21 protein-coding genes are annotated in these 24,324 nt (G+C 53.8%); 20 read left to right on the plus strand and 1 reads right to left on the minus strand.

Annotated features, from left to right (window positions below; translation table 11 throughout):
* From rsmH to dnaE, 19 genes are all read left to right on the plus strand, one after another.
* Window positions 1–963, plus strand: coding sequence for a 16S rRNA (cytosine(1402)-N(4))-methyltransferase RsmH (rsmH, locus tag OO731_RS02500; protein WP_264890525.1), 963 nt, complete (start codon window positions 1–3; stop codon window positions 961–963).
* Window positions 960–1,529 (plus strand): hypothetical protein, encoded by a 570-nt coding sequence (locus OO731_RS02505; RefSeq protein WP_264890526.1) that lies wholly within the window; start codon window positions 960–962, stop codon window positions 1,527–1,529. The genes rsmH and OO731_RS02505 overlap by 4 nt, the downstream gene beginning before the upstream one ends.
* Window positions 1,530–1,545: 16 nt before the next feature.
* The gene (locus tag OO731_RS02510) at window positions 1,546–3,312 is read left to right on the plus strand and encodes a penicillin-binding protein 2 (protein WP_264890527.1); all 1,767 of its coding nucleotides are present in this window, start codon (window positions 1,546–1,548) and stop codon (window positions 3,310–3,312) included.
* Window positions 3,313–3,314: 2 nt separating this feature from the next.
* A complete protein-coding gene (locus OO731_RS02515) occupies window positions 3,315–4,856 on the plus strand; it encodes a UDP-N-acetylmuramoyl-L-alanyl-D-glutamate--2,6-diaminopimelate ligase (RefSeq protein ID WP_264890528.1) in 1,542 nt (513 codons plus the stop codon).
* Window positions 4,853–6,265 carry a UDP-N-acetylmuramoyl-tripeptide--D-alanyl-D-alanine ligase gene (gene murF / locus OO731_RS02520; protein ID WP_264890529.1) on the plus strand — a complete coding sequence of 471 codons (1,413 nt, stop codon included), beginning with the start codon at window positions 4,853–4,855 and terminating at the stop codon, window positions 6,263–6,265. The genes OO731_RS02515 and murF overlap by 4 nt, the downstream gene beginning before the upstream one ends.
* Window positions 6,262–7,362, plus strand: coding sequence for a phospho-N-acetylmuramoyl-pentapeptide-transferase (mraY, locus tag OO731_RS02525; RefSeq protein WP_264890530.1), 1,101 nt, complete (start codon window positions 6,262–6,264; stop codon window positions 7,360–7,362). Before murF ends, mraY begins: the two co-directional genes overlap by 4 nt.
* Before the next feature lie 2 nt (window positions 7,363–7,364).
* Window positions 7,365–8,831, plus strand: a complete 1,467-nt coding sequence (gene murD / locus OO731_RS02530; RefSeq protein ID WP_264890531.1) for a UDP-N-acetylmuramoyl-L-alanine--D-glutamate ligase — start codon at window positions 7,365–7,367, stop codon at window positions 8,829–8,831.
* The gene (gene ftsW / locus OO731_RS02535) at window positions 8,828–10,063 is read left to right on the plus strand and encodes a putative lipid II flippase FtsW (protein WP_264890532.1); all 1,236 of its coding nucleotides are present in this window, start codon (window positions 8,828–8,830) and stop codon (window positions 10,061–10,063) included. The genes murD and ftsW overlap by 4 nt, the downstream gene beginning before the upstream one ends.
* Complete coding sequence (gene murG / locus OO731_RS02540; RefSeq protein ID WP_264890533.1) at window positions 10,060–11,127, plus strand: undecaprenyldiphospho-muramoylpentapeptide beta-N-acetylglucosaminyltransferase; 1,068 nt, start codon at window positions 10,060–10,062, stop codon at window positions 11,125–11,127. Before ftsW ends, murG begins: the two co-directional genes overlap by 4 nt.
* 51 nt (window positions 11,128–11,178) lie before the next feature.
* Window positions 11,179–12,570: a UDP-N-acetylmuramate--L-alanine ligase gene (gene murC, locus OO731_RS02545; protein ID WP_264890534.1), complete on the plus strand. Its 1,392-nt coding sequence runs from the start codon at window positions 11,179–11,181 to the stop codon at window positions 12,568–12,570.
* Window positions 12,571–12,574: 4 nt separating this feature from the next.
* Window positions 12,575–13,531 carry an FtsQ-type POTRA domain-containing protein gene (locus OO731_RS02550; RefSeq protein WP_264890535.1) on the plus strand — a complete coding sequence of 319 codons (957 nt, stop codon included), beginning with the start codon at window positions 12,575–12,577 and terminating at the stop codon, window positions 13,529–13,531.
* Window positions 13,532–13,673: 142 nt separating this feature from the next.
* Entirely contained in the window at window positions 13,674–14,882 is a 1,209-nt protein-coding gene (ftsZ, locus tag OO731_RS02555) for a cell division protein FtsZ (protein WP_264890536.1), read from the plus strand.
* A gap of 48 nt (window positions 14,883–14,930) precedes the next feature.
* Entirely contained in the window at window positions 14,931–15,584 is a 654-nt protein-coding gene (locus tag OO731_RS02560; RefSeq protein WP_264890537.1) for a YggS family pyridoxal phosphate-dependent enzyme, read from the plus strand.
* Between the two features lie 39 nt (window positions 15,585–15,623).
* Window positions 15,624–16,055, plus strand: a complete 432-nt coding sequence (gene sepF, locus OO731_RS02565; protein WP_138275256.1) for a cell division protein SepF — start codon at window positions 15,624–15,626, stop codon at window positions 16,053–16,055.
* 24 nt (window positions 16,056–16,079) lie between these two features.
* Window positions 16,080–16,367, plus strand: coding sequence for a YggT family protein (locus OO731_RS02570; protein ID WP_264890538.1), 288 nt, complete (start codon window positions 16,080–16,082; stop codon window positions 16,365–16,367).
* Window positions 16,368–16,492: 125 nt separating this feature from the next.
* A complete protein-coding gene (locus OO731_RS02575; protein WP_264890539.1) occupies window positions 16,493–17,251 on the plus strand; it encodes a DivIVA domain-containing protein in 759 nt (252 codons plus the stop codon).
* Window positions 17,252–17,254: 3 nt separating this feature from the next.
* Window positions 17,255–17,749, plus strand: a complete 495-nt coding sequence (locus tag OO731_RS02580) for a signal peptidase II (RefSeq protein ID WP_264890540.1) — start codon at window positions 17,255–17,257, stop codon at window positions 17,747–17,749.
* Between the two features lie 3 nt (window positions 17,750–17,752).
* Complete coding sequence (locus tag OO731_RS02585; RefSeq protein ID WP_264890541.1) at window positions 17,753–18,679, plus strand: RluA family pseudouridine synthase; 927 nt, start codon at window positions 17,753–17,755, stop codon at window positions 18,677–18,679.
* A gap of 77 nt (window positions 18,680–18,756) precedes the next feature.
* Window positions 18,757–22,287: a DNA polymerase III subunit alpha gene (dnaE, locus tag OO731_RS02590; RefSeq protein WP_264890542.1), complete on the plus strand. Its 3,531-nt coding sequence runs from the start codon at window positions 18,757–18,759 to the stop codon at window positions 22,285–22,287.
* On the opposite strand, the gene OO731_RS02595 is transcribed toward dnaE, so the two are convergent.
* Complete coding sequence (locus OO731_RS02595) at window positions 22,284–22,790, minus strand: flavin reductase family protein (protein WP_138275262.1); 507 nt, start codon at window positions 22,788–22,790, stop codon at window positions 22,284–22,286. The genes dnaE and OO731_RS02595 overlap by 4 nt on opposite strands.
* A gap of 79 nt (window positions 22,791–22,869) precedes the next feature.
* Here OO731_RS02595 and hisD point away from each other — a divergent pair, with 79 nt between their 5' ends.
* Window positions 22,870–24,198: a histidinol dehydrogenase gene (gene hisD, locus OO731_RS02600; protein ID WP_264890543.1), complete on the plus strand. Its 1,329-nt coding sequence runs from the start codon at window positions 22,870–22,872 to the stop codon at window positions 24,196–24,198.
* The last annotated feature ends 126 nt before the right edge of the window (window positions 24,199–24,324 follow it).

Raw genomic sequence — 24,324 nt, forward strand, 5'->3', positions numbered from 1 at the left:
ATGTCAAAGCAAATTTCTGAACTTCACGAACCGGTACTTCTAGAGCGAGCAATTGAACTTCTCGGCCCTGCACTCGAAATTGAGGGTGCAGTTCTCGTGGATGGAACCCTTGGTCTTGGCGGGCACAGTGAGGCATTCCTAGAGCGTTTTCCTCAGCTGACCCTGGTGGGCATCGACCGCGACCCAAAGGCACTTGAGCTGGCTGGTCAGCGTCTAGCTCGATTCGGCAGCCGGGTCCACCTAGTCCACGCCGTCTATGACGAGATCCTTGAAGTTCTTGACGACCTTGATATTCCTGCCGTGCAGGGCATTTTGCTTGACCTCGGCGTTTCTTCGATGCAGCTTGACGAGCGCGACCGCGGATTTGCCTACTCGTATGAAGCTCCGCTGGACATGCGTATGAACTCGACTGAGGGTAAGACCGCCGCTGACGTTGTGAACGGCTATTCAGAATCAGACTTAGCCCGAATCTTCAAAGAGTATGGCGAAGAGCGTTACGCCAAGGCAGTCGCGAGAGAAATCATCGCGGTTCGCAAGGCAAAGAATTTCACCACCAGTACCGAACTGGCCGGTTTGATTGCAAAGGTTATCCCGTTCATTCCGGGTAAGAGTTCTGGGCACCCTGCCAAGCGGGTGTTCCAGGCCCTACGTATCGAGGTCAATGGCGAGCTCGAAGTTCTAGAACGAACAATTCCAGCAGCTCTGGATGCTCTAGCAGTCGGTGGCCGCATCGTCGTTATGTCTTACCACTCGCTTGAGGACCGCATCACCAAGCAGGCTTTGGTTGCCGCGGCCAACTCTTCAGCCCCGATTGAACTGCCGATTGAGCTTCCTGAACATGCTCCAACCGTGCGTCTTTTGGTCAAAGGCGCCGAAGCAGCAACCGCCCAAGAAATTACTAGAAACCCAAGAGCAGCATCGGTCAGACTCCGTGCAGCAGAAAAGATCCGGAGCGCCGCATGAGCACCCTTCGCCTAACCAAAGCGCCAGCACAGACTCGCGTACGCACTCAGCAGCTGAAGGCAGCACCAATCCAGTGGCAGAACTCCCGTCCGGGCATGGTCGTAGTGGCAACCATCACTATCGGTGCACTTGCGATTGCGCTGCTAAATCTGCTCCTGCACATCATGACCTCAAACGCCGTTTACGAATTGGCTGCTCTTCAGCAGGAGCGCAAGGAACTAACTACCACCACTCAGATTTTGGGTGAAGAGGTTGACTCTCTGTCTTCTCAGCAGAACCTTTCAAACTCAGCGCAAAAGCTGGGCATGATTGCCAACGCCAACCCAGTTTTTCTTCGTCTCTCAGACCAGAAAGTATTGGGTAAGCCGCAGGAAGCTTTGAACACTGCGGGTCGCATTTCAAAGAACCTAATCGCCAACGCCGCTCTGACCGAGGTTTCAACTAACCTCACTGCGAGCGTGGCTTCAGCTGAGGCCACTTCTGCCACCGGTGTCGGTGCTGCAAAAAGTTCTACAAAGCCGGTAGTTTCAAATGGTGATGCAATTCCGGCTTCACCAACCCACTAGATAGGCAGGACGGCAGATGGTTTATCTGACGCCTGGGAACCCTAACAAACGACTCAAGAAAGTCGTTGCCTTTGTTCTAGGGCTTGCGGTGGTTTTTGGAGTTCGGTTGGTTGATCTTCAAATCATCGAAGCAGACGCAATCAACGCAAAGTCTTACGAAAAGCGCGCGGTTACTCGAGTCATTCCGGCATTGCGCGGTTCGATTCTGGATGCCAACGGTGAGGTTTTAGCGCGAACTGTGTTCCGCTATGACATCAACGTTGCCCCAAGCAAGGTTGCGCCGGTTAGTCGCATTGTTGATGGCAAGTCCGTTGAAGTATCTGTCGATGAAATCGCCGGCGAGATTGGCATCATTCTTCAAATGGACAAAGCCGAGGTTCTCACCAAGATCTCTGGCGTTGGTGAATACGCTCAGGTAAAAAAACGTGTTGATGCAGAGATGTATCGCAAAATTCGAGACTTAGACATCCCTTGGATGTACTACGACCCAATTCCGGATCGCCTATATCCAAATGGCGCTGTCGCCGGCAACATCCTTGGTTTCCTTGACTCTGAGGGCATCGGTGTAGAGGGCATCGAGGCGATGTATGAGAAGTGTTTGGCTGGCCAAGATGGCAGTGAGACCTTCGAAAAGGGCGTTGACGGCATCAAGATTCCATCGAGTGCCGTGATTACAAAAGAGGCTGTTCCAGGGCGCGACATCAAGATCACAATCAATGCCGACCTTCAGTATTTTGCTCAGCAGGTCATGGCTGACACGGTCAGAAACACCAATGCCGACTGGGGAACAGCGATTGTGATCGAGGCCAAGACCGGTCGAATCCTTGCCGCAGCTGAGGCACCTAGTGTTGACCCGAATGCGCCTGAAAAGAGCGATGCTGAGGACCGCGGATCACGAATTTTCCGAACCGCATTTGAGCCGGGTTCAACCTTGAAGACGATTACCGCGGCTACCGTGGTCGACACCGGTGCCGGTAACGCCGAAACCCAAACCGTTGTTCCTTACGCATTCACGTTGCCAAAAACCGGTTACGTTGTTACCGATTCGCACTCTCACCCAGATGAAAAGCTCACTTTGACTGGAATTCTGCGGGATTCTTCCAACACGGGAATCATCAAAATCGGTGCATCGGTGGACTACAAGACCCGCTATGAATACCTCGAGAAATTTGGCTTGGGTAAGAAAACCTCGATCAACTTCCCTGGTGAGGGTTCTGGCTTGCTAAACGCGGTTGAGGACTGGGACGGCATCAAGCAGTATGTTTCGATGTTTGGCCAGGGTATTTCGGTCACACCTATCCAGTCAGCCATGATGTACCAAGCCATCGCAAACCAGGGTGTTCGATTAAACCCAATCTTGGTTGAGGGCTGTGAGGATGACGGCGGAAACATTCCAACGGCAGAGGTAAAACCAGGTGTCAAGGTAATCTCGCCGGAGGCTGCCAAAGAAACCATGCTGATGATGGAGAAAGTAGTCGAGCATGGTCCGATCGGGCACTACGGATACGTGCCGGGCTACCGTCTAGGCGCCAAGACAGGTACTGCGGAAATTCGCGATGAGGCAACCGGTCGATACGGCAATCTATATGCGGTGTCTTACATCGGGGCCGGTCCGGTTGAGGACCCTGAGTATGTCGTTGCTGTGACTGCATTCAAGACCCGAACTATTCGAAACTCACTTGCCGTAGCGACACCGTTCAAGCGAATTATGCAGCAGGTTTTGCGGACATACCGAGTACCGCCTTCAACCACGAAATCTCCGAATATTGCTGAAGAATGGTAGCGATGAGTACCCAAGAGCAAATTCCTCCGATTCTTCGCCCTGACCACGTTGCACCGGTCAGTTTGTCAGCGTTCGCCGAGCGTTTTGGCCTTGCCGCGCCGCAGCGCGAGGTTGAGGTGACCGGCATCAGCATGAACACCGGCGACTTGCGCGCGGGAGACCTTTTTGTTGCCATGCCTGGTAAAAAAACCCACGGGGCCAAGTTCATTGCAAAGGCCATTGAGCTTGGCGCTATCGCAGTTGTCACAGATGCCGCTGGGGTTGCCGAAGTTGGTTCCATTGATGTTCCGTTGCTAATTCAAGAAAATCCACGCGCCCACCTCGGTGAAATGGCAGCTTATGTCTACGGAAATGTTCCAGGCAACATGCCGCTGTTGTTCGCGACAACCGGAACCAATGGCAAAACCTCGACTAGCTACCTACTCGAGGGAATCTTGCGCCAGCTGGGTGAGACTACCGGCCTAACTTCCACCGCCGAACGGCACATTGCGGGTGAGGTAATTGTTTCGCGTCTCACCACCCCAGAGTCACCTGAAATGCAGGCGCTGATCGCGAGAATGCGCGAAAAGGGTGTTACTGCTGTTGCCGTCGAAGTTTCTGCGCAGGCCCTCTCACAGTTGAGAGTTGATGGTCTCCACTTTGACGTTGTTGGTTTCACAAACTTGAGTCACGACCACCTAGATGACTATGCGGACATGGATGAGTACCTAGCGGCAAAATTGCCGTTGTTCTCTGCCCAGCGCGCCAAGCGCGGCGTGGTTTGCCTAGACACCAAATACGGCCGTGAAGTTGTCAGAAAGAGTGAAATACCGGTGGTGACCATCACCAGCGAGATGGGTGTGGATGCTGACTGGCACGTTGCCATCACTGCTGAGACGCCGAAATACACTTCCTTCGTTTTGGCTGGCCCAGATGGCATAAATATCCGCTCGCGAATTCCAATTCTTGGTGCCCACATGGCGGCCAATGCCGGTCTGGCCATTGCCATGTTGGTTGAGGCTGGTTTTGACGCCGCTCGAATCGCAAAGGCAATTGCCGGTGGCATTGATGCCTACCTTCCAGGCCGCACCGAGCGAGTAACCGGCCAATCTGGTCCAGACGTATATGTGGATTTTGGTCACAGCCCAGATGCATTTTTGAACACTCTCGCGGCTGTTCGTAAAGTGACGCCGGGCCGAGTGTTTATGGTGTTTGGTGCTGACGGGGATCGCGATGCATCCAAGCGGCCAGCTATGGCCAAAGTCGCTGCCGAAGGTTGCGATGTTTTGGTCGTAACGGATCACCACCCGCGTTTTGAAGATCCAGCTTCGATTCGCAAGACCCTAGTCGAGAATGCGCTGGCGGCTCGACCGGAGCTTGAGATTTACGAAGTTAGCCCTCCTGAAGCAGCTATTCGAAAGGCTGTAGCACTCGCTCAGCCAGGTGACGCGATTCTGTGGGCTGGTCCTGGCCACCAGGATTATCGTGACATCAGGGGAGTGAGAACTCCATACTCGGCAAGAGCTGAAGCCCGGGCAGCACTCAAGGAATCAGGTTGGTCATGATTAATCTGACCCTGCGAGAAGTCGCCGGTGCTATTGGTGCCCTAATCCAGGCCAATGATTCAGCTACGTCCGCGGACACAGTGGTTTCTGGTTCGGTAGAAACCGATTCACGCCTGGTGGGTGCCGGGAGCCTATTTTTTGCCAAACCGGGTGAAGTTACTGACGGTCACCTGTTCATCGGTGCTGCAGCTGAAAAGGGCGCAGTGGCTGCCGTCGTTGATCATTTTGTTGCAGAGGCTTCAGACACCCCGCAGTTGATTGTTACTGATGTGGTGGCTGCTCTTGGCCAACTGGCGGCCTTTGTGCTGGCCAAGGTGCGCCAGGAATCCGATCTCAAAGTAATTGGCATTACCGGTTCGAACGGGAAAACCACTACCAAAAACATGCTCCGGGCTATTCTGCAGACCCAGGGTCCGACCATTGCCCCGATTGAATCTTTCAATAATGAGGTTGGCGCACCCATTTCGATTCTGAAGGTGGATGCCGAAACCAAGTATTTGGTTGTTGAACTGGGTGCCGGCGGGCCAGGCAGCATTGCCTATCTGACCGACATCACAAAACCAGACATCGCCGTGGTCCTGAAAGTTGGATTGGCCCACGTTGGTGAGTTTGGTGGCATTGAAGGCACTGCCAAAATCAAGGGCGAGTTGCCTGCGCGCCTGACGGCCGATGATTTGCTGATTCTAAATTCTGATGACGGCTATGTGCGTGACATGCCATCTGAAGCAAAGCGTTTGTCTTTCGGAACTGCAGGAGATGCCGATTACCGAGCAACCGGCCAGGCGTTGACCATCGACGGCACCGAGTTTGAATTGCACTGGCCAAATGCCGAATTGAGCAAAGTAAAGCTTCAGATTCTTGGCGAGCACCATGTCATGAATGCTCTGGCTTCAGCTGCAGTGGCTGATCAGCTTGGTGTTCCTAGGGCTCAAATTATCGGAGCTCTTGAGGCTATGCCGCTTGCCGAGCGCTGGCGCATGGAGGTTAGGCATCGAGCCGATGGGGTAACCGTAATCAACGATGCCTACAACGCGAGCCCGGATTCAATGAAGGCTGCCCTGCAGACCCTCGCCCAATTGGGCCGCTCCGGTCGCCGCACGATTGCCATTCTCGGCGAAATGGCCGAACTTGGCACCGCTTCAAGAGAGCAGCACGATGCAATCGGTCGAATCGTGGTTCGACTCAACATCGATCAGCTGATCGTTGTGGGAGCCCCGGCGAAACTGATTCACATGGGTGCTGAACAAGAAGGTTCGTGGGCCGGCGAGTCAAAATACTTCGAGTCAATTGACGAGGCTTTGGCCCATGTTCGTGGAATGCTTGTGGCTGGCGATATTGTGCTGGTCAAGTCATCCAAATCTGCCAACCTAAGACACCTGGGGGACGATTTGATGGAGGTTAGTTCGTGAGAGCGATCTTGCTTGCCGGTGGCGTTGCCATGGCGTTTACCCTTTTGGCCACACCGGGATTTATTTGGTTGTTCCGCAAGCTCAAGTGGGGTCAATTCATTCGTGAGGATGGCCCACAGGCACACCACACTAAGCACGGCACCCCAACCATGGGCGGCGTTGTCATCATCGTTGCGGCTGTACTTGGCTACTTTGTAGGAAAACTCTTCAACTTTGAAACACCAACCATTTCAGCCCTCTTGGTGCTGTTGATGCTAGTGGGCTTGGGTCTGGTTGGCTTTATCGATGACTTCATCAAGACTCATAAGCAACGCAGCCTAGGTCTTACCGGTTGGGCAAAAATTGCACTTCAGGGTGTTGTTGCAACAGTCTTTGCGGTGCTAGCGCTGCAGTTTCCAAATGAAAGCGGATTGACCCCAGCTTCAACGCAAATCTCAATGGTTCGGGACACCGGCCTTGACCTAATGATGTTTGGGTCGGTAATCGGCGTCATCCTGTTTATTCTTTGGATTTACATTCTGGTTGCCAGCGCATCGAATGGTGTGAACATCGCTGATGGTCTAGACGGTCTCGCTACCGGCTCAACGATCATGGCTATCGGTGCCTACACGGTAATTGGATTCTGGCAGTTCAACCAATCCTGTGGTCAGGTCGTCGAGAACATTGCCTCCTGCTACAACGTACGCGACCCTCTTGACTTGGCAGTCGTGGCGTCTGCCATCGTGGGTGCACTCACCGGTTTCCTCTGGTGGAACACTTCTCCGGCTCAGATTTTTATGGGTGACACCGGGTCCTTGGGCTTGGGTGGCGCACTCGCTGCGCTGGCAATTCTCTCGCGCACCGAACTCCTACTTTTGCTTATCGGTGGAATTTTTGTAATCGTCACCGGCTCGGTAGTCGTACAACGCGTCTTCTTCAAGATAACCAAGTGGAAGACCGGCACGGGTAGGCGAATATTTTTGATGAGTCCGTTGCATCACCACTTCGAACTCAAGGGCTGGGCTCAGGTTACCGTTGTGGTCAGATTCTGGATCATCGCTGGTCTTTGTGTGCTTGGTGGCATCGGACTGTTTTACCTCGAGTGGATTTACGGCTAGACATGAATGAATTAGAAAATCTCAACAGTTGGCATGCCGATTGGCGAGGGCTTCGGGTTGTGGTTTTCGGTCTCGGTGTCACCGGTTTTTCAGTAGCTGACACCCTTGCCGAATTGGGTTGTCAGGTTTTGGTTGTGGCCGAAAAAGCTGATCCAGAGCTGGTCGATATTCTCGATGTAATTGGTGTTACTCACATCACCGGTGAAGCCGCCAAAGGGCTTCCACAACAGGTCATTGATTTCAGACCTCAATTAGTTGTTACTTCGCCTGGCGTTCGCCCAGAACATGACCTCCTCGGTTGGTCGGCCGAGCAAAGCATTCCTATTTGGGTAGACATTGATCTTGCATGGCGTGTGCGCGATAAAACCACACGTGTGGCCGATTGGTTAGTGGTCACTGGCACCAACGGTAAAACCACCACCGTCCAGATGGTCGAAGCGATGCTGAACCGGGGTGGAAAAAAGGCGATTGCCTGCGGAAATATCGGAACACCGATCCTCGATGCCATCCGTGACCCAGAGGGCTTTGACGCTCTCATCGTTGAATTATCGAGTTTTCAATTGCACTACTTGGGCGAAATCCACCCGTATTCAAGTGCCGTTCTGAACTTGGCTGACGATCATCTCGACTGGCACGGCTCATTCGAGGCCTATCGAGATGCCAAGGCCAAGGTTTACGAGAACACTGCGGTTGCTTGTGTTTACAACACAGCCGACTTGGCTACTGAAAAAATGGTAGAAAACGCTGATGTTCACGAGGGCGCCCGAGCAATTGGTTTCACGACCGGAACACCGGGCCGCAGTCAGGTTGGGTTTGTCGAAGACATCCTGTGTGACCGCGCTTTCCTTGATGACCGAGCCAATTCTGCACTCGAAATTGCCACGCTGGACGACCTGTCAAAAATCGGTGTGCTAACCCCACACCTGATGGCAAATGCCGCTGCCGCTGTGGCCATGGCGCGTTCTTACGGAATAGATCCGGCAGATGTTAGAGCGGCGCTACTCGACTTTCGACTTGACGCCCACCGCATCGAGCTAGTTGCCGAACAGGATGGCATTCGCTGGATCGATGATTCCAAGGCCACAAACCCGCACGCAGCTGCTGCTTCATTGAACTCATTCGAGAAGGTCATCTGGGTAGTGGGTGGCTTGCTAAAGGGCGTTGACCTCAACGATTTAGTCAAGAAATTTGCGGACCGGTTGAGCGCTGCCATTGTGATTGGTGTTGACCGCTCGCACGTCGTTGAGGTACTTTCGGCCCAGATTCCAAACCTGCCGGTGTTTGAAATTAGCGCTGCAGACAACACCGATGTAATGCCGCAGGTTGTTGAGGCTGCAAGCAAATTCACCGAAGCCGGTTCGGTGGTGCTGCTGGCCCCAGCGGCGGCATCGATGGACCAGTTCAAAGACTATGCCGACCGCGGAAATCAATTCGCCGAAGCTGTACGAGCGCACTTGGAGACAGCATGAAGAAATCTCAGGTGAAGCCGGCCAGGCGTCCTTCTGCCAGCCAGGTTTCGACTGCAACTCCTAGCCTTGCCTCTCTCGCATCTCGCTGGTTCGACAAAGTCTTCCGAGCCCAGTCGATTCACTTTTACCGTCTGCTCGGAGTCACGCTTTTTCTAGTTACCTTCGGCGTCGTCATGGTGCTGTCGGCATCATCTATCGACTCGTTGGTGGCCAACAATAATTCGTTCAGCGTTTTCGGCAAGCAGAGCTTTTTCGCGGTGGTCGGTTTGGGAGTCATGGCCCTGGTGTCACTGATGTCGACCAGCTTCATTCGGTCTAAGGCAAAAGTGCTCCTAGTCGGAGCGATGCTCTTGCAGGTTGCGGTTATCTTCATCGGTAAAGACATCAACGGAAACCGAAACTGGCTTGACTTTGGATTGTTCGCGATCCAGCCATCTGAGTTTTTGAAAATCGCGGTCATTCTCTTTGTGGCAAGCTACCTGGCTCAACAGTCTGATTACTTGCATGACCGAGCAGTTTGGGTGCGAGCCCTCGTGATTTCTGGCGCAGCGGCTGGCCTGGTGATGTTGGGGCGAGACCTCGGCACCGTGATCATCATGGGTATCACCTTCGTAGGAATGCTCATTTTGGCGGGAATGCCACAAAAACTAATCAACCTTGTAGTTGTAGTTCTGGCTGTGGCCCTGCCACTGGCGATTATGAGCAGCGGTTCCCGAATGGGTCGAATCACAGCTTGGATGAACCCAAATGCTCCGGACCCATTTGAATACAACTGGCAGTCGGAACACGGTATGTGGGCATTGGCAGCCGGGCGAATTTTTGGTGCGGGTTTGGGCGAATCCAAAATGAAGTGGAGTTGGATTCCTGAAGTTGAAAACGACTTCATTTTTGCCGTAATCGGTGAGGAACTCGGCCTAATCGGTGCCCTGGTCGTGATTATTCTGTTTGTCTTCCTGGCATTTGCGTTCCTCAGAATCATGCAGCGCACTCAAGATGATTTCAGTCGCATCGTGGTCTCCGCAGTCATGCTTTGGATTGTTTTCCAGGCTCTGGTAAACATCGCGGTAGTGCTTAGGTTGCTTCCGGTACTTGGTGTTCCGCTGCCATTGATTTCTGCCGGTGGATCCTCGTTGGTGGCAAACCTCGGTGCAATCGGTGTGGTTTTGGCAATTGAGCGAGAGAATCATGCCAATCCGTACCAGGAACGTCGCAAGCCGGGGCGTCGCCGATGACCAATTTTTTGCTGGCTGGCGGTGGCACTGCTGGGCATGTGAATCCGCTACTTGCTCTGGCTGATCAAATCAAATCTGATTCGCCGACTGACCAGGTGTGGGCGCTTGGCACCAAAGAGGGGCTGGAAAGCACTCTGGTGCCGGCACGCGGCTACGAATTGCTGACCATTGCTCGGCTGCCTTTTCCGCGCCGACTTGGCAGTTACGCCTTTGGGTTTGTGCCTAAGCTTTTGCGGGCCATCAAGCAGGTTGAAAACATCATCACAGATAAAAAGATTGATGTTGTAGTTGGTTTTGGTGGATATGCCAGTGCGCCGGCGTATTTGGCTGCCAGACGCCTGGGTGTTCCGGTTGTGGTGCACGAGGCCAACGCACTGCCAGGTTGGGCAAATAAATTGGGCGCAAAGCGTGCCGCTGCCGTGGGTGTGGTGTTTGAATCGACCCCGATCAAGGGTGCGGTCACGGTGGGTATGCCGCTACGCCGTGAAATTGAGGCCATCGCCGAATTTCGAGACAAGCGTGCTGCCCGCGAGCACTTTGGTTTAGATCCGGATTCGGTCACAATTTTGGTGACCGGTGGGTCTCTCGGGGCTAAGCGCATTAACGAAACTCTCGACCAGTCACGTCATCTGCTCGCCGCAGCTGGCATTCAGGTGCTGCACATCGTTGGCGGCAAATCTGACCTCGATGAAGTCAGCGAAGCGGGTTACGTGCGATTGAAATATTGCGACCGGATGGACCTAGCCATCTCGGCAAGTGACTTTGCGATTTCACGCGCAGGTGCCTCCACAGTCAGTGAATTTATGGCGGTTGGTTTGCCGGCCGCGTACATCCCGTACCCGGTGGGCAACGGAGAGCAGCGCTTCAACGTAGAGGGTCTCGTTGCCGCAGGTGGTTCAGTGCTGGTTGAAGACGCGCAGTTCACTCCGGAATACGTTGCCAGCGAGGTTATCCCGATGGTTTCTAATACCAAGCTATTGAGAGCCATGGCCGAAAAGGCCAAGGCTTTTGGTATTGCAGATGGCTCATCCAGGTTGCTATCGCTCATTCGCGGTGTTTTGTAAGCCAATTTTCAAGCCTCGAGCCTAGTCTTGTAGACGAGTGTTAGGAACCGCATGATCAAGCCCGATTTTTCACAGCCTGTACCCGAAGACCTTGGAGTGGTTCACTTCATCGGTATCGGTGGTTCGGGTATGAGTGGCATCGCCCGAATTCTGTTGGGCATGGGCCACCGAGTCACGGGCAGCGATTTGCGCGATACAGCGACTGTAGCCGCACTGCGTGAACTCGGCGCCGAGATAACCATTGGGCATGATGCGGCGAACTTGGGTAACCCAGACACGGTGGTTGTGACTTCTGCGCTTTGGCCGACCAATCCTGAGTACGTCCTGGCCAAGGAGCGGGGAATCCCAGTGATTCACCGTTCGCAGGCTCTTGCCTACCTAACCACCAAGCGCGATGTAATTGCCGTTGCCGGTGCCCACGGTAAAACCACGAGTACCGGAATGATTATCACGGCGCTTTTGGGCTTGGGCGAAGACCCGAGCTTTGTGAATGGAGGCGTTATTGCCTCGCTAAATGCATCCTCGGCCAGCGGCACCGGAAACCTGTTTGTTCTCGAAGCCGATGAATCGGACGGTTCATTTTTGCTTTACAACACGGCCGCTGCCTTGATCACCAACGTGGATGCCGATCACCTCGATCACTATGGCACCGAAGAAGCGTTTGAGGCCGAATTCGCAAGGTTTGCCAGCGGCGCTCGAGATTTTGTTGCTATTAGCTCTGACGACCCTGGAGCGGTGCGAGTCACTCGGTTGATCAAGGACAAGCGAGTGCTGACTTTCGGTCGGGCTGATGACGCAAATTTCCGATTGTTCGATGTCGATGCCAGTGGCGCTCGGGTCTCGTTCAGTGTTGAACACAGTGGCAAAATTTACTCGGCTACCTTGCGGGTGCCTGGCGAGCACAACGCCATAAATGCAACCGGCGCGTTGGCAGTTTTGGTTGGCCTTGGTTTTGACGCAGAAAAGAGCCTGGCTCAGATTGCCGAGTTTGGTGGAACTGATCGTCGCTTCCAACTGCACGGCCAGGTTCGCGGTGTATCTGTTTATGACGACTACGCACACCACCCAACCGAGTCAGCTGCCGCCATCAAAGCGGCCAAGGCTGTTCTTGGCAACCAGGGTCGACTCATCACGGTGTTTCAGCCTCACCTTTACAGCCGGACGCGCCTGATGGCACAGGAGTTTGCTGACGCCCTTTCGCTTAGCGACGAAGTAATTGTTCTCGACATCTATGCGGCGCGAGAAGATCCAGAGCCGGGCGTGACGGGCGCAATGGTATCAGACCGTTTCGCCGATAAAAATAAGGTTCACTACGTGCCTGAGTGGGATGACGTTCCAGCCGTGGCGGCTTCGATTGCCAAAGACGGTGACTTCATCATGACCATGGGTTGCGGTGACATTTACCGGATGTGCCCAGAGCTGTTGGAAGAGTTAAAGAAGTAGTTTCGTGAAGCGCCCCCAAGCACGTTCCGGCAATCCGAAGGCAAGGCCAACGGGGTTGCCGAGCGCACCGGCGAGGGCAGATTCTGCGTCAAAGGCAGCCAAGCCAACCAAAGCACTAAAGGCAGCCAAGTCGACCAAAACATCAAGGCCGACGAAGGCTATCGAACGTCGCGAAACTAAACGCCTCAACTTGGTGCGCAAGTCTTCGTCTAAGCGGGGGCTAAGCGCCAAACTCTCTGCCGAAGCAAAACGATTCACCGCTTACTCGCGTCGTCGTCGTGCCATCACCATCACCGTTGTGTCTGCGTTTTCATCGTTGTTGCTTATTGTTTTGGCGACCGTGGTCACACCCGTTCTTGCGGTTGAAAAAATCACTGTCTCTGGTACCGATCGAATCAAGGAAGAGTCGGTTCAAAAGGCCCTCAAGAGTCAGATTGGCAAGCCACTTCCGACGGTTAATTCAGCTGAGATTGCCAGCCTGCTTGAGAAGTTTCCCCTGATTGAGAGTTTCGCGATTGTGAGCCTTCCTCCTCACGGTCTAAAAATTCAAATCACCGAGCGTCAACCGATTGTGATCATTGAATCTGGGGGAGTGAAGTACCTCTACGACCCGGCTGGAGTTCGTGTTGGTAAGGCTACGAGTAAAGACAAGTACCCCGAAATGGCCATCGCTGGACTGCCGGAAAACAGTAAAAACTTTGCGGCGGCAATTGACGTGCTGATGGCGCTCCCAGCCAGCCTGCTCGAGCGGTTGGCGTCGATTGACGCCAAGTCAAAAGATGACGTCACCATGCGGTTGCGTGGGTATTCCGGGCAGCGAATTATTTGGGGCGATGGCTCCAACTCGGTGCTGAAATCCAAGGTGCTAGCTGCCCTAATCAAGAACCAAAAGAAGAACGACATGGTCACCTTTGACGTGTCTTCACCGAACGCACCGGCAGTGCGTTACGGAAACTTTTAGACACGCCTACGAAGTTCCGACAATCTCCTTCGCTTACGGCTTACTTTCTTGGCGCAATGCATTAAATCGGTAAAACCGTAAGCCTCATGTAGAGGTTGAGGGTTTGGGGTTGAAGCATAAAAAGCGGAAGCAGAGGATTATCGTGGGTCTAAATCAGAACTACCTAGCAGTTATCAAGGTTGTTGGCGTCGGCGGCGGCGGTGTAAACGCACTAAACCGCATGATTGATGCTGGCCTTCGTGGTGTTGAGTTCGTAGCCATTAACACCGATGCCCAAGCGCTTTTGATGAGTGAGGCACACGTCAAGCTCGACATAGGTCGCGAACTAACTCGCGGTCTAGGTGCTGGTGCTGACCCAGAGATCGGCCGTCGTGCGGCCGAGGACCACGCCGATGAAATCGAAGCCGCACTTAAGGGTGCCGACATGGTTTTCGTCACTGCCGGTGAAGGCGGTGGTACCGGAACCGGTGCTGCTCCAGTGGTTGCCCGCATTGCAAAGTCTCTTGAAGCTCTTACCGTGGGTGTTGTTACCCGTCCATTTGGTTTTGAAGGAAAGCGTCGTGCCCAGCAGGCCGACCAGGGCATTGACGTGCTCCGCGGTGAGGTTGACACCCTAATTGTTGTTCCAAACCAGCGTCTGCTCGAACTTGTCAACAAGACTGTTTCGGTAGTCGAGGCATTTGCCACCGCCGATGACGTTCTTCGTGCTGGTGTTCAGGGCATCACCGACCTAATCACCACTCCGGGTTTGATTAACCTCGACTTCGCCGACGTTAAATCGGTCATGAAGGGCGCTGGTTCAGCGCTGATGGGTATTGGTACCGCCAAGGGTGAGGACCGCGCTGTTCGTGCGGCCGAGCTAGCTGTATCTAGCCCGCTGCTAGAGGCCAGCATCGATGGCGCACACGGCGTATTGCTTTTGGTTCAGGGAGCATCGGACCTTGGTCTTCACGAGATCGATGAGGCCGCTCGACTGGTCCAAGAGGCCGTGAGCCCTGAAGCGAACATCATTTACGGTACGACCATCGATGACACTCTCGGAGATGAAGTCCGCATTACTGTTATCGCGGCTGGTTTTGATGGCGGCACCCCGCAGGTGCGCAAGGTTGAGCGCAAGCCATACTCTGCCGCTCCTGCTGCGGCAGCCGGTGGCTGGTTTGCATCAAACCCTGCACCGGCAACCGAGGCCATTTTAGTTGTTCCTCAAGACGCCGAGGTCGACGCAGTCGAAGCCACTCCGGTTGCTGCCTCAGCGGAAGCTCGCTCTGAAGAATCAACCAGCGTGGCTCAGCCGCAGTCAAATGACGGAACCTGGGGCGACGACCTAGACATTCCTGAGTTCCTGCGCTAAAAATTGAGCGAGTCTGGCGCCTCACTTCGTGATCGCTACTTAGGTGTAGTGTCGCGGATTCAGTCTGCTGCTTTGTCTGCAGGCAGGGATCCGAGCGAAGTCGAATTGGTGGTAATTTCCAAAAACCATCCGGCTTCTATGGTGGTTGATTTGGCTGCGATGGGCGCCAGAAATTTTGGTGAGAATCGCGATCAAGAGGCAAGGCCAAAATCCGAAGAGGTTTCAGCCGCAGGCGTTGAGGGCATAACCTGGCATTTTGTCGGGCAATTGCAGAGCAACAAGGCAAAGTCGGCGCTTTCCTATGCCAAAGTGCTGCATTCACTTGACCGTGACTCACTGCTTACAGCAGTTGCCAAGGCTGCCATCGACTTGCCCGAGCCGGTGCAGGTATTCATTCAGTTGAACCTAACCGATGACCCTGGGCGCGGGGGAATTCAGCCTGCGAGCCTTGAAGAATTTGCCAACCGGGTCCTATCCTCTCCAAATCTTGTGCTGCTGGGAGTCATGGGTGTCGCGGCTTTGAATCGACCACCGGCCCAGGATTTTGAGACCATTCTTTGGGCATCTCAAAAGCTTCAGACTATTGATCCGTCAGCGAAATTTATTTCAGCTGGAATGTCGGAGGATTTTGAAGAAGCGATTGCCTTTGGCGCGACACACGTTCGGGTTGGCAGCGCCATTACCGGAAAAAGGCAGTACTAGCCATATTCTGGAGTAGAAGTAATCCGCAGGAGGGTAATTATGGCTGGTCTAATTTCACAGGTTTCAGGATGGCTTGGTCTTGCTGACGAGACCGAGGCTCTTCCAGCGCGTCCGGCAGCAGTTCCTGCCGGCGAACAGCGTCAGGTAGCACGTGTTACCCCGATGCGCCCACGTCGTGGAAACACAGACGTCAACGAGATTTTCACCATGGAGCCACGCTCTTACTCAGAGGCTCCTGAGGTTGCCGAGAACTACCGTGTCGGTATTCCAGTAATCGTAAACATGAGCAACATGTCTGAGGCTGACTCAAAGCGCATGCTCGACTTCATGCTCGGTCTAAAAGAAGGCCTAGAGGGGCACCTTAAGCGTGTAACTCCAAAGGTTTTCCTGCTTACCCCAAACCACGTTGCTGTTAATGACGAAGAACAGGGTCAGGCCGAAACCGGCGACGACCTAATCGTTCGTCCTTAGTTTTAGATCGTTTAGGTTCGAGAAATGGGTCTGCTGTCAGTCATTCTTTGGTGGCTACTGCAGATCCTTTTTCTTGCCCTTTTGGGGCGTTTGGCCGTGGACCTGGTCAGATCAGTAAACCCAAGTTGGCGACCAAAGGGCATGGTCTTGGTCCTGCTCGAAATCATTATGACTATTACCGACGTGCCGCTTAACTTCGTTCGTCGATTCATCCCACCAATTCGAATGGGCGCCATTGCCTTCGACTTAGGTTGGACGCTTTTGGTGATGGTCATTTTCTTTGCCCAGCGACTGGTTCTGGCAATCGCCTAATAAACCACCGCTCCGCCACTTTTTGCGGATCTCGGTTGTACCCAACCACAGTCTCTCTAAGGTAATCTTTTCTTTTATCGAGCCGTTTTCCCCAGCCGGTCGTTTAGCAAATAAAGAGGTGCGCGATGCCATTGACTCCCGAAGATGTAGTCAATAAGAGATTTCAGCCGACCAAATTCCGCGAAGGCTATGACCAGGATGAAGTCGATGATTTCCTGGACGAAATCGTCGTTGAGCTTCGACGCGTAAACCAAGAAAACGAAGACCTACGCCAGCGTCTGTTGGCATCTGAGGCCCGTATCGCTGAACTTCAGCGCAGCGGCGCCGGACTGGCCGACCAGCTTAATGCTCCGACTGCTGAGGCGGCTTTGACTCCGGTCTACAGCCCTGCAGCCCCGAGTGCCTTCCCAGAGGCAACTCAGGACCCATCGACTCTAGACACCAACAACACCAACAACCTCCTTCAGCTGGCGAGAAAGCTACACGAGGAGCACGTCCGTGAGGGTCTAGCCAAGCGCGACGCGCTAATTGCCGAGGGTCACGCGACCGCCGCTCGTGTTGTTCGCGAGGCCGAAGCCCAGCAGCGTGCTGACATGAGCCGCCTCGAACAGGACAAAGCGCTTATCGAGCACCGCATTCAAGAGCTTCGAAGCTTTGAACGCGAGTACCGCATCAAGCTGAAGACCTACATCGAGGCCCAGCTTGCCGATCTAGATGACTCAGATGTTGCGCCTGAGGACCGACCAGTTACCTCGCCGGCTCTTGGCTACAACTTTGAGACAGCGCCGGCGCCAGCGGCAGCTGCAGAAAACATTTTCCGACCAGAGCCATACGGATTCCAGGCCTTCGGGAACGAACAGATCAACAACGAAAACAACTACTAGTCTGTGACTGTTAAAAAAGCGGCATTGGTCCGCCAGGTTTGGTTTTTGGGTACGGCATGGCTGGTTATCGGTGTCGATCAGTTCACAAAACATTTGGCTATCCAAAATTTAGAGTTTGCCAAACCGGTTGATTTTCTTGGTTCGATTGTTCGTTTGAACCTCTTGTACAACGACTCTGCAGCATTCTCGCTAGGTTTCGGGGCAACCTGGATTTTCACCCTGCTCTCGACTTTGGCAACTTTGGCTCTGCTTTGGTTCAGTCGTAAAATTCAGACAACCTCTTGGGCGCTGATGGGTGGAATTTTGCTCGGGGGAGTCGTGGGAAATCTAATCGACCGGTTATCTCGCGATCCTGGATTTGCTATTGGCCACGTAGTCGATTTCATCCAAATTCCATTTAATTTTGCTGTGTTCAACATTGCCGACATAGCTATCGTCAGCATGTGCGTGTTGGCTGCGATCCGTGTAATTCGCGGCGAGAAAATCGGCCAAAACTAATCCATGACCTCCCTCAAGCTTCTTCCGGTTCCAGATTCATTGATTGGCGAGCGAGCCGATGCCGCTCTGGCCAAGATGATGGGACTGTCACGTTCCGCAGCGGCAGATTTGCTTGCAGACGGTCACGTGCTACTAAACGGAAAAACTATTGGTAAGTCAGATCGTTTAGTGGTTGATGGCTATCTAGAAGTCTCAATGCCGACTCCCAAGACACCATTGGCCATAGTTCCGGTTGAAGTTCCTGGATTCAAGATTGTTTACCAGGATGACGACATCATCGTGGTCGATAAACCGGCTGGAGTGGCCGCGCACCCGTCGGTGGGTTGGGACGGCCCAACTGTCCCGGGGGCACTTTTGGCGCTTGGCATTCAGATTTCGACATCGGGGGCGCAGGAGCGCCAGGGCATTGTTCAGCGCCTCGATGTTGGTACCAGCGGCCTCATGACCTTGGCAAAGTCTGAGATCGCCTACTCGCGCCTCAAGCAGGCCTTTAGAGATCGTGCCGTTCACAAGGTTTACCACGCGGTGATTCAGGGCCACCCTGATCCGCTTTCAGGCACCTTCGATGCTCCAATCGGCCGCCACCCCAAGGCTGAGTTCAAGTTTGCTGTCATGAATGACGGAAAGCATTCGGTTACTCACTACGAAACCCTTGAAGCTTTTCCAGCTGCATCGCTGGTCGAGGTGGTCCTCGAAACCGGACGAACTCACCAAATCCGAGTGCACTTCTCAGCTTTTAGGCACCCACTGGTTGGCGACACAATGTACGGCGCCGATCCAAAGTTGGCAGCCAAATTGAACCTTGATCGCCAGTGGTTGCATGCCATGAGGTTGAGTTTTGAACACCCAACCCAGGGTCGCACCGTCGAATTCACCAGTGAGTATCCAGCTGACCTTGCCCATGCCCTCGAGGTCCTAAGGGCCAGCTAAAATCACTCGGCACGCCTGATTTCTCGAGCCTCGGCGCGGGGTTAGGCTGGTCTTCCACCACTTTTAAGGAGTCGCTTTTGTCTGCGTCTAAAGACTCGTTTGTGCACCTACACGTGCACACCGAGTATTCGATGCTCGATGGCGCAGCTCGAGTGAAACCGCTGATCCAGGCAGCTGCCGAACAGGGCATGCCGGCTATTGGAATCAGCGACCACGGTAATAACTTTGGTGCCTTCGATTTTTACAAAACAGCCAAGGCAGCCGGCGTCAAGCCGATCATCGGTATCGAGGCCTACCTTGCTCCGGGAACCAACCGGCAGGAGCGGACCAGGGTTCGATGGGGTTCTGGTGGCGAGGACGACATCTCGGGTGGTGGCGCATTCACCCACATGACCATGTTCGCCGAGAACACCGCGGGTATGTACAACTTGTTCCGGATGTCCTCAAAGGCTTGGCTCGATGGGTTCTACTTCAAGCCGCGAATGGACCGAGAGCTGCTGCAGACCTACGGAGCGGGCGTCATTGCCACCACCGGCTGTGTTTCAGGTGAGGTTCAAACTCGATTGCGCCTCGGCCAGTACGAGGAAGCCAAGAAGGCTGCGGCTGAGTTTCAGGACATCTTCGGTAAAGAAAACTTCTTCGCCGAAATCATGGACCACGGCCTCGATATCGAGCGCCGAACCATGGCCGACCTGCTTCGTCTGGCCAAAGAGCTGGACATGCCACTTCTGGCTACCAACGATTTGCACTACACCCACGCCGGCGATGCCGAGGCACACGAAGCTCTACTTTGCGTTCAATCGGGCTCAACCTTGGACGATCCGAATCGCTTCAAGTTTGACTCTCAGGAGTTTTATCTAAAGTCAGCGCAGCAAATGCGTGCACTTTTTACCGACTATCCAGAAGCCTGCGATAACACCCTCTTGGTTGCAGAGCGTTGCAATGTTGATTTTCAGGAACGCGAGCTTATGCCTCGATTCCCAGTTCCTGAGGGGCACACTGAGGCCAGCTGGTTCGAGCAAGAGGTTGCTGCGGGTATGCAGAGGCGTTATCGGGGAGATATTCCTGAGGCGCAGGCCAAGCAGGCCTCCTACGAGGTTGAAGTTATCAAGCAGATGGGTTTCCCAGGCTACTTCCTGGTAGTTGCCGACTTTATCGCTTGGGCTCGCGCCCAGGGCATCCGAGTCGGACCGGGTCGTGGTTCAGCAGCTGGATCCATCGTGGCCTATGCGCTGGGTATCACAGAGCTTGACCCGGTGAAGCACGGATTGATTTTTGAGCGTTTCCTAAACCCAGAGCGTGTATCCATGCCCGACATCGATGTTGACTTCGATGACCGGCGGCGCGGAGAAGTTATTCGCTACGTCTCGGACAAGTACGGTGATGACCGAGTTGCCCAGATCGTGACTTTTGGAACCATCAAGGCAAAGCAGGCCTTGAAAGATGCCGGTCGAGTATTGGCGATGCCTTACTCTGTCGGTGAGAAGCTGACTAAGGCCATGCCTCCAATGGTCCTCGGCCGCGACATTGCCCTTAACGACCTGATCGACAGTAAGTCTGAGCGATACAAAGAGGCCCAGGATTTCCGTGACCTCATCGAGGGTGATGAAGACTCGGCCAAGGTATTTAAACTCGCGCAGGGTCTTGAGTCTCTGAAGCGCCAATGGGGTGTCCACGCCGCCGGCGTAATCATGTCAGCCGAGCCGCTCATCGACGTCATTCCAATCATGAAGCGCGAGGATGACGGTGCCGTCATTACTCAGTTTGACCAGCCGCCTTGTGAAAAACTTGGTCTGCTCAAGATGGACTTCTTAGGTCTGCGAAACCTCACTGTGCTCGATGACACCCTGGCGAACATCAAGGCAAACCGCAATGAAACTGTGATCCTTGAGGACCTTGATCTCGATTCAGACCCGGCAACCTTTGAGCTTCTATCCCGCGGTGACACCCTTGGCGTTTTTCAGCTCGATGGAACGGCAATGCGTTCCCTTTTGCGCCTGCTAAAGCCATCGTTGTTTGAACACATCTCAGCGGTAATTGCTCTCTACCGACCTGGCCCGATGGGCATGAACTCGCACACCAACTATGCGCTTCGCAAGAATGGCTTGCAAGAGGTGGACTCAGTTCATCCTGAGCTGTCGGAATCACTCTCTGAGGTTTTGGACCCTACCTACGGCCTGATTGTTTATCAGGAGCAGGTAATGGCTGCAGCTCAAAAAGCTGCGGGCTTTACGCTGGGTAAAGCTGACCTTTTGCGTCGCGCGATGGGTAAAAAGAACAAAGAAGAGCTGGATAAGCAGTACGAGGGCTTCTCAGATGGCATGAAGGCAAACGGGTACTCTGAGGCAGCCATCAAGGCGCTTTGGGACACGCTGTTGCCTTTTGCTGACTACGCGTTCAACCGAGCCCACTCTGCGGCTTACGGTGTGCTCTCGTACTGGACTGCCTACCTGAAGGCCAATTACCCAGCCGAGTACATGGCGGCACTGCTTACTTCGGTGGGTGACTCTAAGGACAAACTTGGACTTTACCTAAGTGAGTGTCGCCGCATGGGCATAAATGTATTGGCGCCTGATGTAAATGAATCGATTGCTGCGTTTACCGCTGTCGGTGAAGATATTCGATTCGGTCTGGGTGCTGTCAGAAATGTCGGCCTCAACGTCGTCGAAGGTATTGCTGCCTCCCGTGCCGAAAAAGGCCGATTCTCAAACTTCCACGATTTCCTTCGCAAGGTTCCGGCTACGGTCTGCTCAAAGCGTGTGATTGAGTCCCTGATCAAGGCGGGCGCCTTCGACTCGATGGGGCACACTCGCCGTGCATTGCTTGAAATTCACGAAGAAGCTGTCGACGCCCAATCATCACTCAAGAAAAATGAGGCGGTAGGTCAAGTTGACCTCTTCGGCTCACTATTTGACACCGATGAATCGGTGCAGGAGACCTTTGGTGGTTCGGTTCCTGACCGCCCGGAATGGCCTAAAAAAGAGAAGCTAGCCTACGAACGCGACATGCTTGGTTTGTACGTCAGCGACCATCCTTTGGCCGGCCGAGAGGCACAACTGGCGCGATTCTCAGAGCAGACAATTGGTGCGATTGCTTCAAGCGAGACCATCAAAGACGGTGAAACGGTGACCGTAGCCGGTTTGATTACCTCGGTGCAGCACAGGGTTGCTAGGGCCTCAGGAAACCAGTACGGCTCGGTGGTGATCGAGGACTTCGAGGGTGAGATGAACGTCATGCTCATGGGTAAGACCTACCTCGAGTACGGTCGAAACCTTCAGCCAGACCAGGTAGTAGTGGTGCGCGGTCGCATCAGTCAGCGTGACGATGGCAATAGCCTGCACGCCTATTCGATCGAAACTCTGGAGGGTTCGGCTGAGAACTCCAATGGTCCTGTAATTTTACGAATGCCTGAAACTGAGGCCACGCGAGAGGTTCTCGAAGAACTTGCTCGAATTTTGCGAGTGCACTCGGGCCGCGAAGAGGTTCAGGTGCTACTCGTTGGTGACGGTACCGAAAGGCTTTTCAAACTGCAGCAAAAGGTGACCGTTAGCCAGGACCTATTTGGTGAGTTGAAAGTGTTGCTGGGAGCGCGCTGCCTTCAGGCTTAGGCCAGTTTTTCGCCCGGCTTTACGTAGCCGCGCTGGTAGTACAGCAGCGCTGGCTGAAGTTCGCCAATTAGTCCTTCGATAACGTCCACAATGATTACCGCGTTTGAAGCAACCGCGTGCTTCTCACGAATTTTTGCAATCAAAATCGAAGTTGCTGCCGGAAACACCGGAACGCCGTAAGGCCCCTCGTGCCAGTCATCATCAGCAAAGCGCAGGGTGTGGTCGGCTGCCATCTTTTGAGCTAGGGCCAAATTGCCTTCGCCAAGAGTGTGAATTGCCACGTAGCTGGCCTGCTCAAGGGCTGGCCAGGTACTTGAACCGCAGGCAACGTTGAAGCTCGCTAGGGGAGGGTTTGCACCGAGAGAAGTCATCGATGTTGCGGTAAAACCAACTGGCTTGCCGGCGGCATCGAGCATAGTGATAACCGAAACACCCGAGGCGTGCCTTCTGAAGGTTGCCTTCAGTGCTTCAACCGGATCTTTTTCAATCTCTAACTCAGACATGGCCCACTAACTGTTTCTTTCTTCAAGGGTATCCAACTCATCTCGCCGTTTAGACTTGTTTTCAAATAGAGGAGACACATTGAACGAGCCAATTCCGGTTAATTTGCGAGTCGTTGACCTTCGCGGTCAGAGTTTCGACAGTGCGCAGGTTAACCGTTTGGTTCCGCGAGCCTCGGTTGACATCACCCAAGCGGTAGAACAAATTCGACCATTGCTCGAGGACGTTCGTACGCTGGGTGAATCGGCAATTGTCGATGTAACGCTCACCCGCGATGGAGTCGATCCTCGCCCCCTTCGGGTTACCGAGGAAGAGCTTCGACGAGCTGAGGCTGAGCTCAGCCCAGAACTTCGTCGTGCCATCGAAGAGTCAATTGAGCGCGTTTTCAAAGTGTCGCGGGCCACTCTTCCGCAGAATACTTCTGTGACTCTGGCTGAGGGTGCCGTCGTTCACCAAAGGTGGCAGCCGGTCGATTCTGTTGGTCTATACGTGCCCGGCGGCAAAGCTGTTTATCCATCCAGCGTAATCATGAACGTGATTCCAGCTCAGGTTGCTGGCGTCGAGCGACTGGCTCTGGCTTCACCGGCCCAAAAAGAATTCAACGGGCGTCCGCACCCAACGGTGCTGGCTACCGCGTCAATTTTGGGTGTCAAGGACGTATTCTGCATGGGCGGTCCCGCTGCTGTGGCAGCCTTCGCCTATGGCATCAAGCAAATCGATTTTGAACCGGTCAGTCTGGTGACTGGTCCAGGAAACATTTATGTGGCAGCCGCCAAGCGTGCTCTCCGCGGCACCATCGGTATTGACTCTGAAGCTGGCACCACTGAAATCCTGATTCTTGCTGATGAAAGTGCAAATGCACGCTTCATCGCGTACGACCTAGTGAGCCAGGCCGAGCACGATGAGGCGGCCGCATCTGTTTTGGTCACCGATTCAGAGGCCCTTGCTCACGCGGTTATAAATGAGCTGGCGGCTATCGTGGCTTCAACCAGTCACGCTGAGCGAGTTCGCACCGCCCTCGAAGGGCAGCAGTCTGCAGTTGTGTTGGTCAGCTGTCTGACTGACGCTATAAAGTTCACCAATCACTACGCAACCGAGCACCTAGAAATTCACACGAGTGACAACCAGGCTGCATTGGATGCCATTACCAATGCCGGTGCAATTTTCCTCGGTGAGTACTCACCAGTTTCTCTGGGTGACTACATGGCCGGGTCAAACCACGTTTTGCCTACCGGTCAACAGGCAAAATTCGGTGCTGGCTTGGGTGTGCACACATTCCTGCGCGCTCAGCAGGTAATTGATTATCAGCGGGCTGGTCTCGAGCCGATTGCCAAGATGGTCGCCGATTTTGCCGAATCCGAGGGATTGCCTGGCCACGGGGATGCCGTCACCGCGCGTTTTGATCGGTAAAAAACAGATTTAACTTGCAAGTTGGCCTCCAAAATCACAAGATATAGTGGTTAGGAAACAAAATATTTCTACATCTAGTGTCAAAATTTGTAGAGAGAACAAGGTTTGTTTCGGAAGGGCTTGATT

It is taken from the genome of Rhodoluna sp. KAS3, assembly GCF_026000575.1.
GTDB lineage: Bacteria > Actinomycetota > Actinomycetes > Actinomycetales > Microbacteriaceae > Rhodoluna.

Bases quoted from the DNA above. Each gene is read 5' to 3' on its own strand.
- OO731_RS02570 (WP_264890538.1), top strand. From the start codon at position 16,080: ATGGGTCTGCTGTCAGTCATTCTTTGGTGGCTACTGCAGATCCTTTTT.
- OO731_RS02575 (WP_264890539.1), top strand. From the start codon at position 16,493: ATGCCATTGACTCCCGAAGATGTAGTCAATAAGAGATTTCAGCCGACC.
- sepF (WP_138275256.1), top strand. From the start codon at position 15,624: ATGGCTGGTCTAATTTCACAGGTTTCAGGATGGCTTGGTCTTGCTGAC.
- murD (WP_264890531.1), top strand. From the start codon at position 7,365: ATGAATGAATTAGAAAATCTCAACAGTTGGCATGCCGATTGGCGAGGG.
- OO731_RS02595 (WP_138275262.1), bottom strand. From the start codon at position 22,790: ATGTCTGAGTTAGAGATTGAAAAAGATCCGGTTGAAGCACTGAAGGCA.
- ftsW (WP_264890532.1), top strand. From the start codon at position 8,828: ATGAAGAAATCTCAGGTGAAGCCGGCCAGGCGTCCTTCTGCCAGCCAG.
- murF (WP_264890529.1), top strand. From the start codon at position 4,853: ATGATTAATCTGACCCTGCGAGAAGTCGCCGGTGCTATTGGTGCCCTA.
- OO731_RS02505 (WP_264890526.1), top strand. From the start codon at position 960: ATGAGCACCCTTCGCCTAACCAAAGCGCCAGCACAGACTCGCGTACGC.
- rsmH (WP_264890525.1), top strand. From the start codon at position 1: ATGTCAAAGCAAATTTCTGAACTTCACGAACCGGTACTTCTAGAGCGA.
- murG (WP_264890533.1), top strand. From the start codon at position 10,060: ATGACCAATTTTTTGCTGGCTGGCGGTGGCACTGCTGGGCATGTGAAT.
- OO731_RS02515 (WP_264890528.1), top strand. From the start codon at position 3,315: ATGAGTACCCAAGAGCAAATTCCTCCGATTCTTCGCCCTGACCACGTT.
- murC (WP_264890534.1), top strand. From the start codon at position 11,179: ATGATCAAGCCCGATTTTTCACAGCCTGTACCCGAAGACCTTGGAGTG.
- OO731_RS02510 (WP_264890527.1), top strand. From the start codon at position 1,546: ATGGTTTATCTGACGCCTGGGAACCCTAACAAACGACTCAAGAAAGTC.
- OO731_RS02585 (WP_264890541.1), top strand. From the start codon at position 17,753: ATGACCTCCCTCAAGCTTCTTCCGGTTCCAGATTCATTGATTGGCGAG.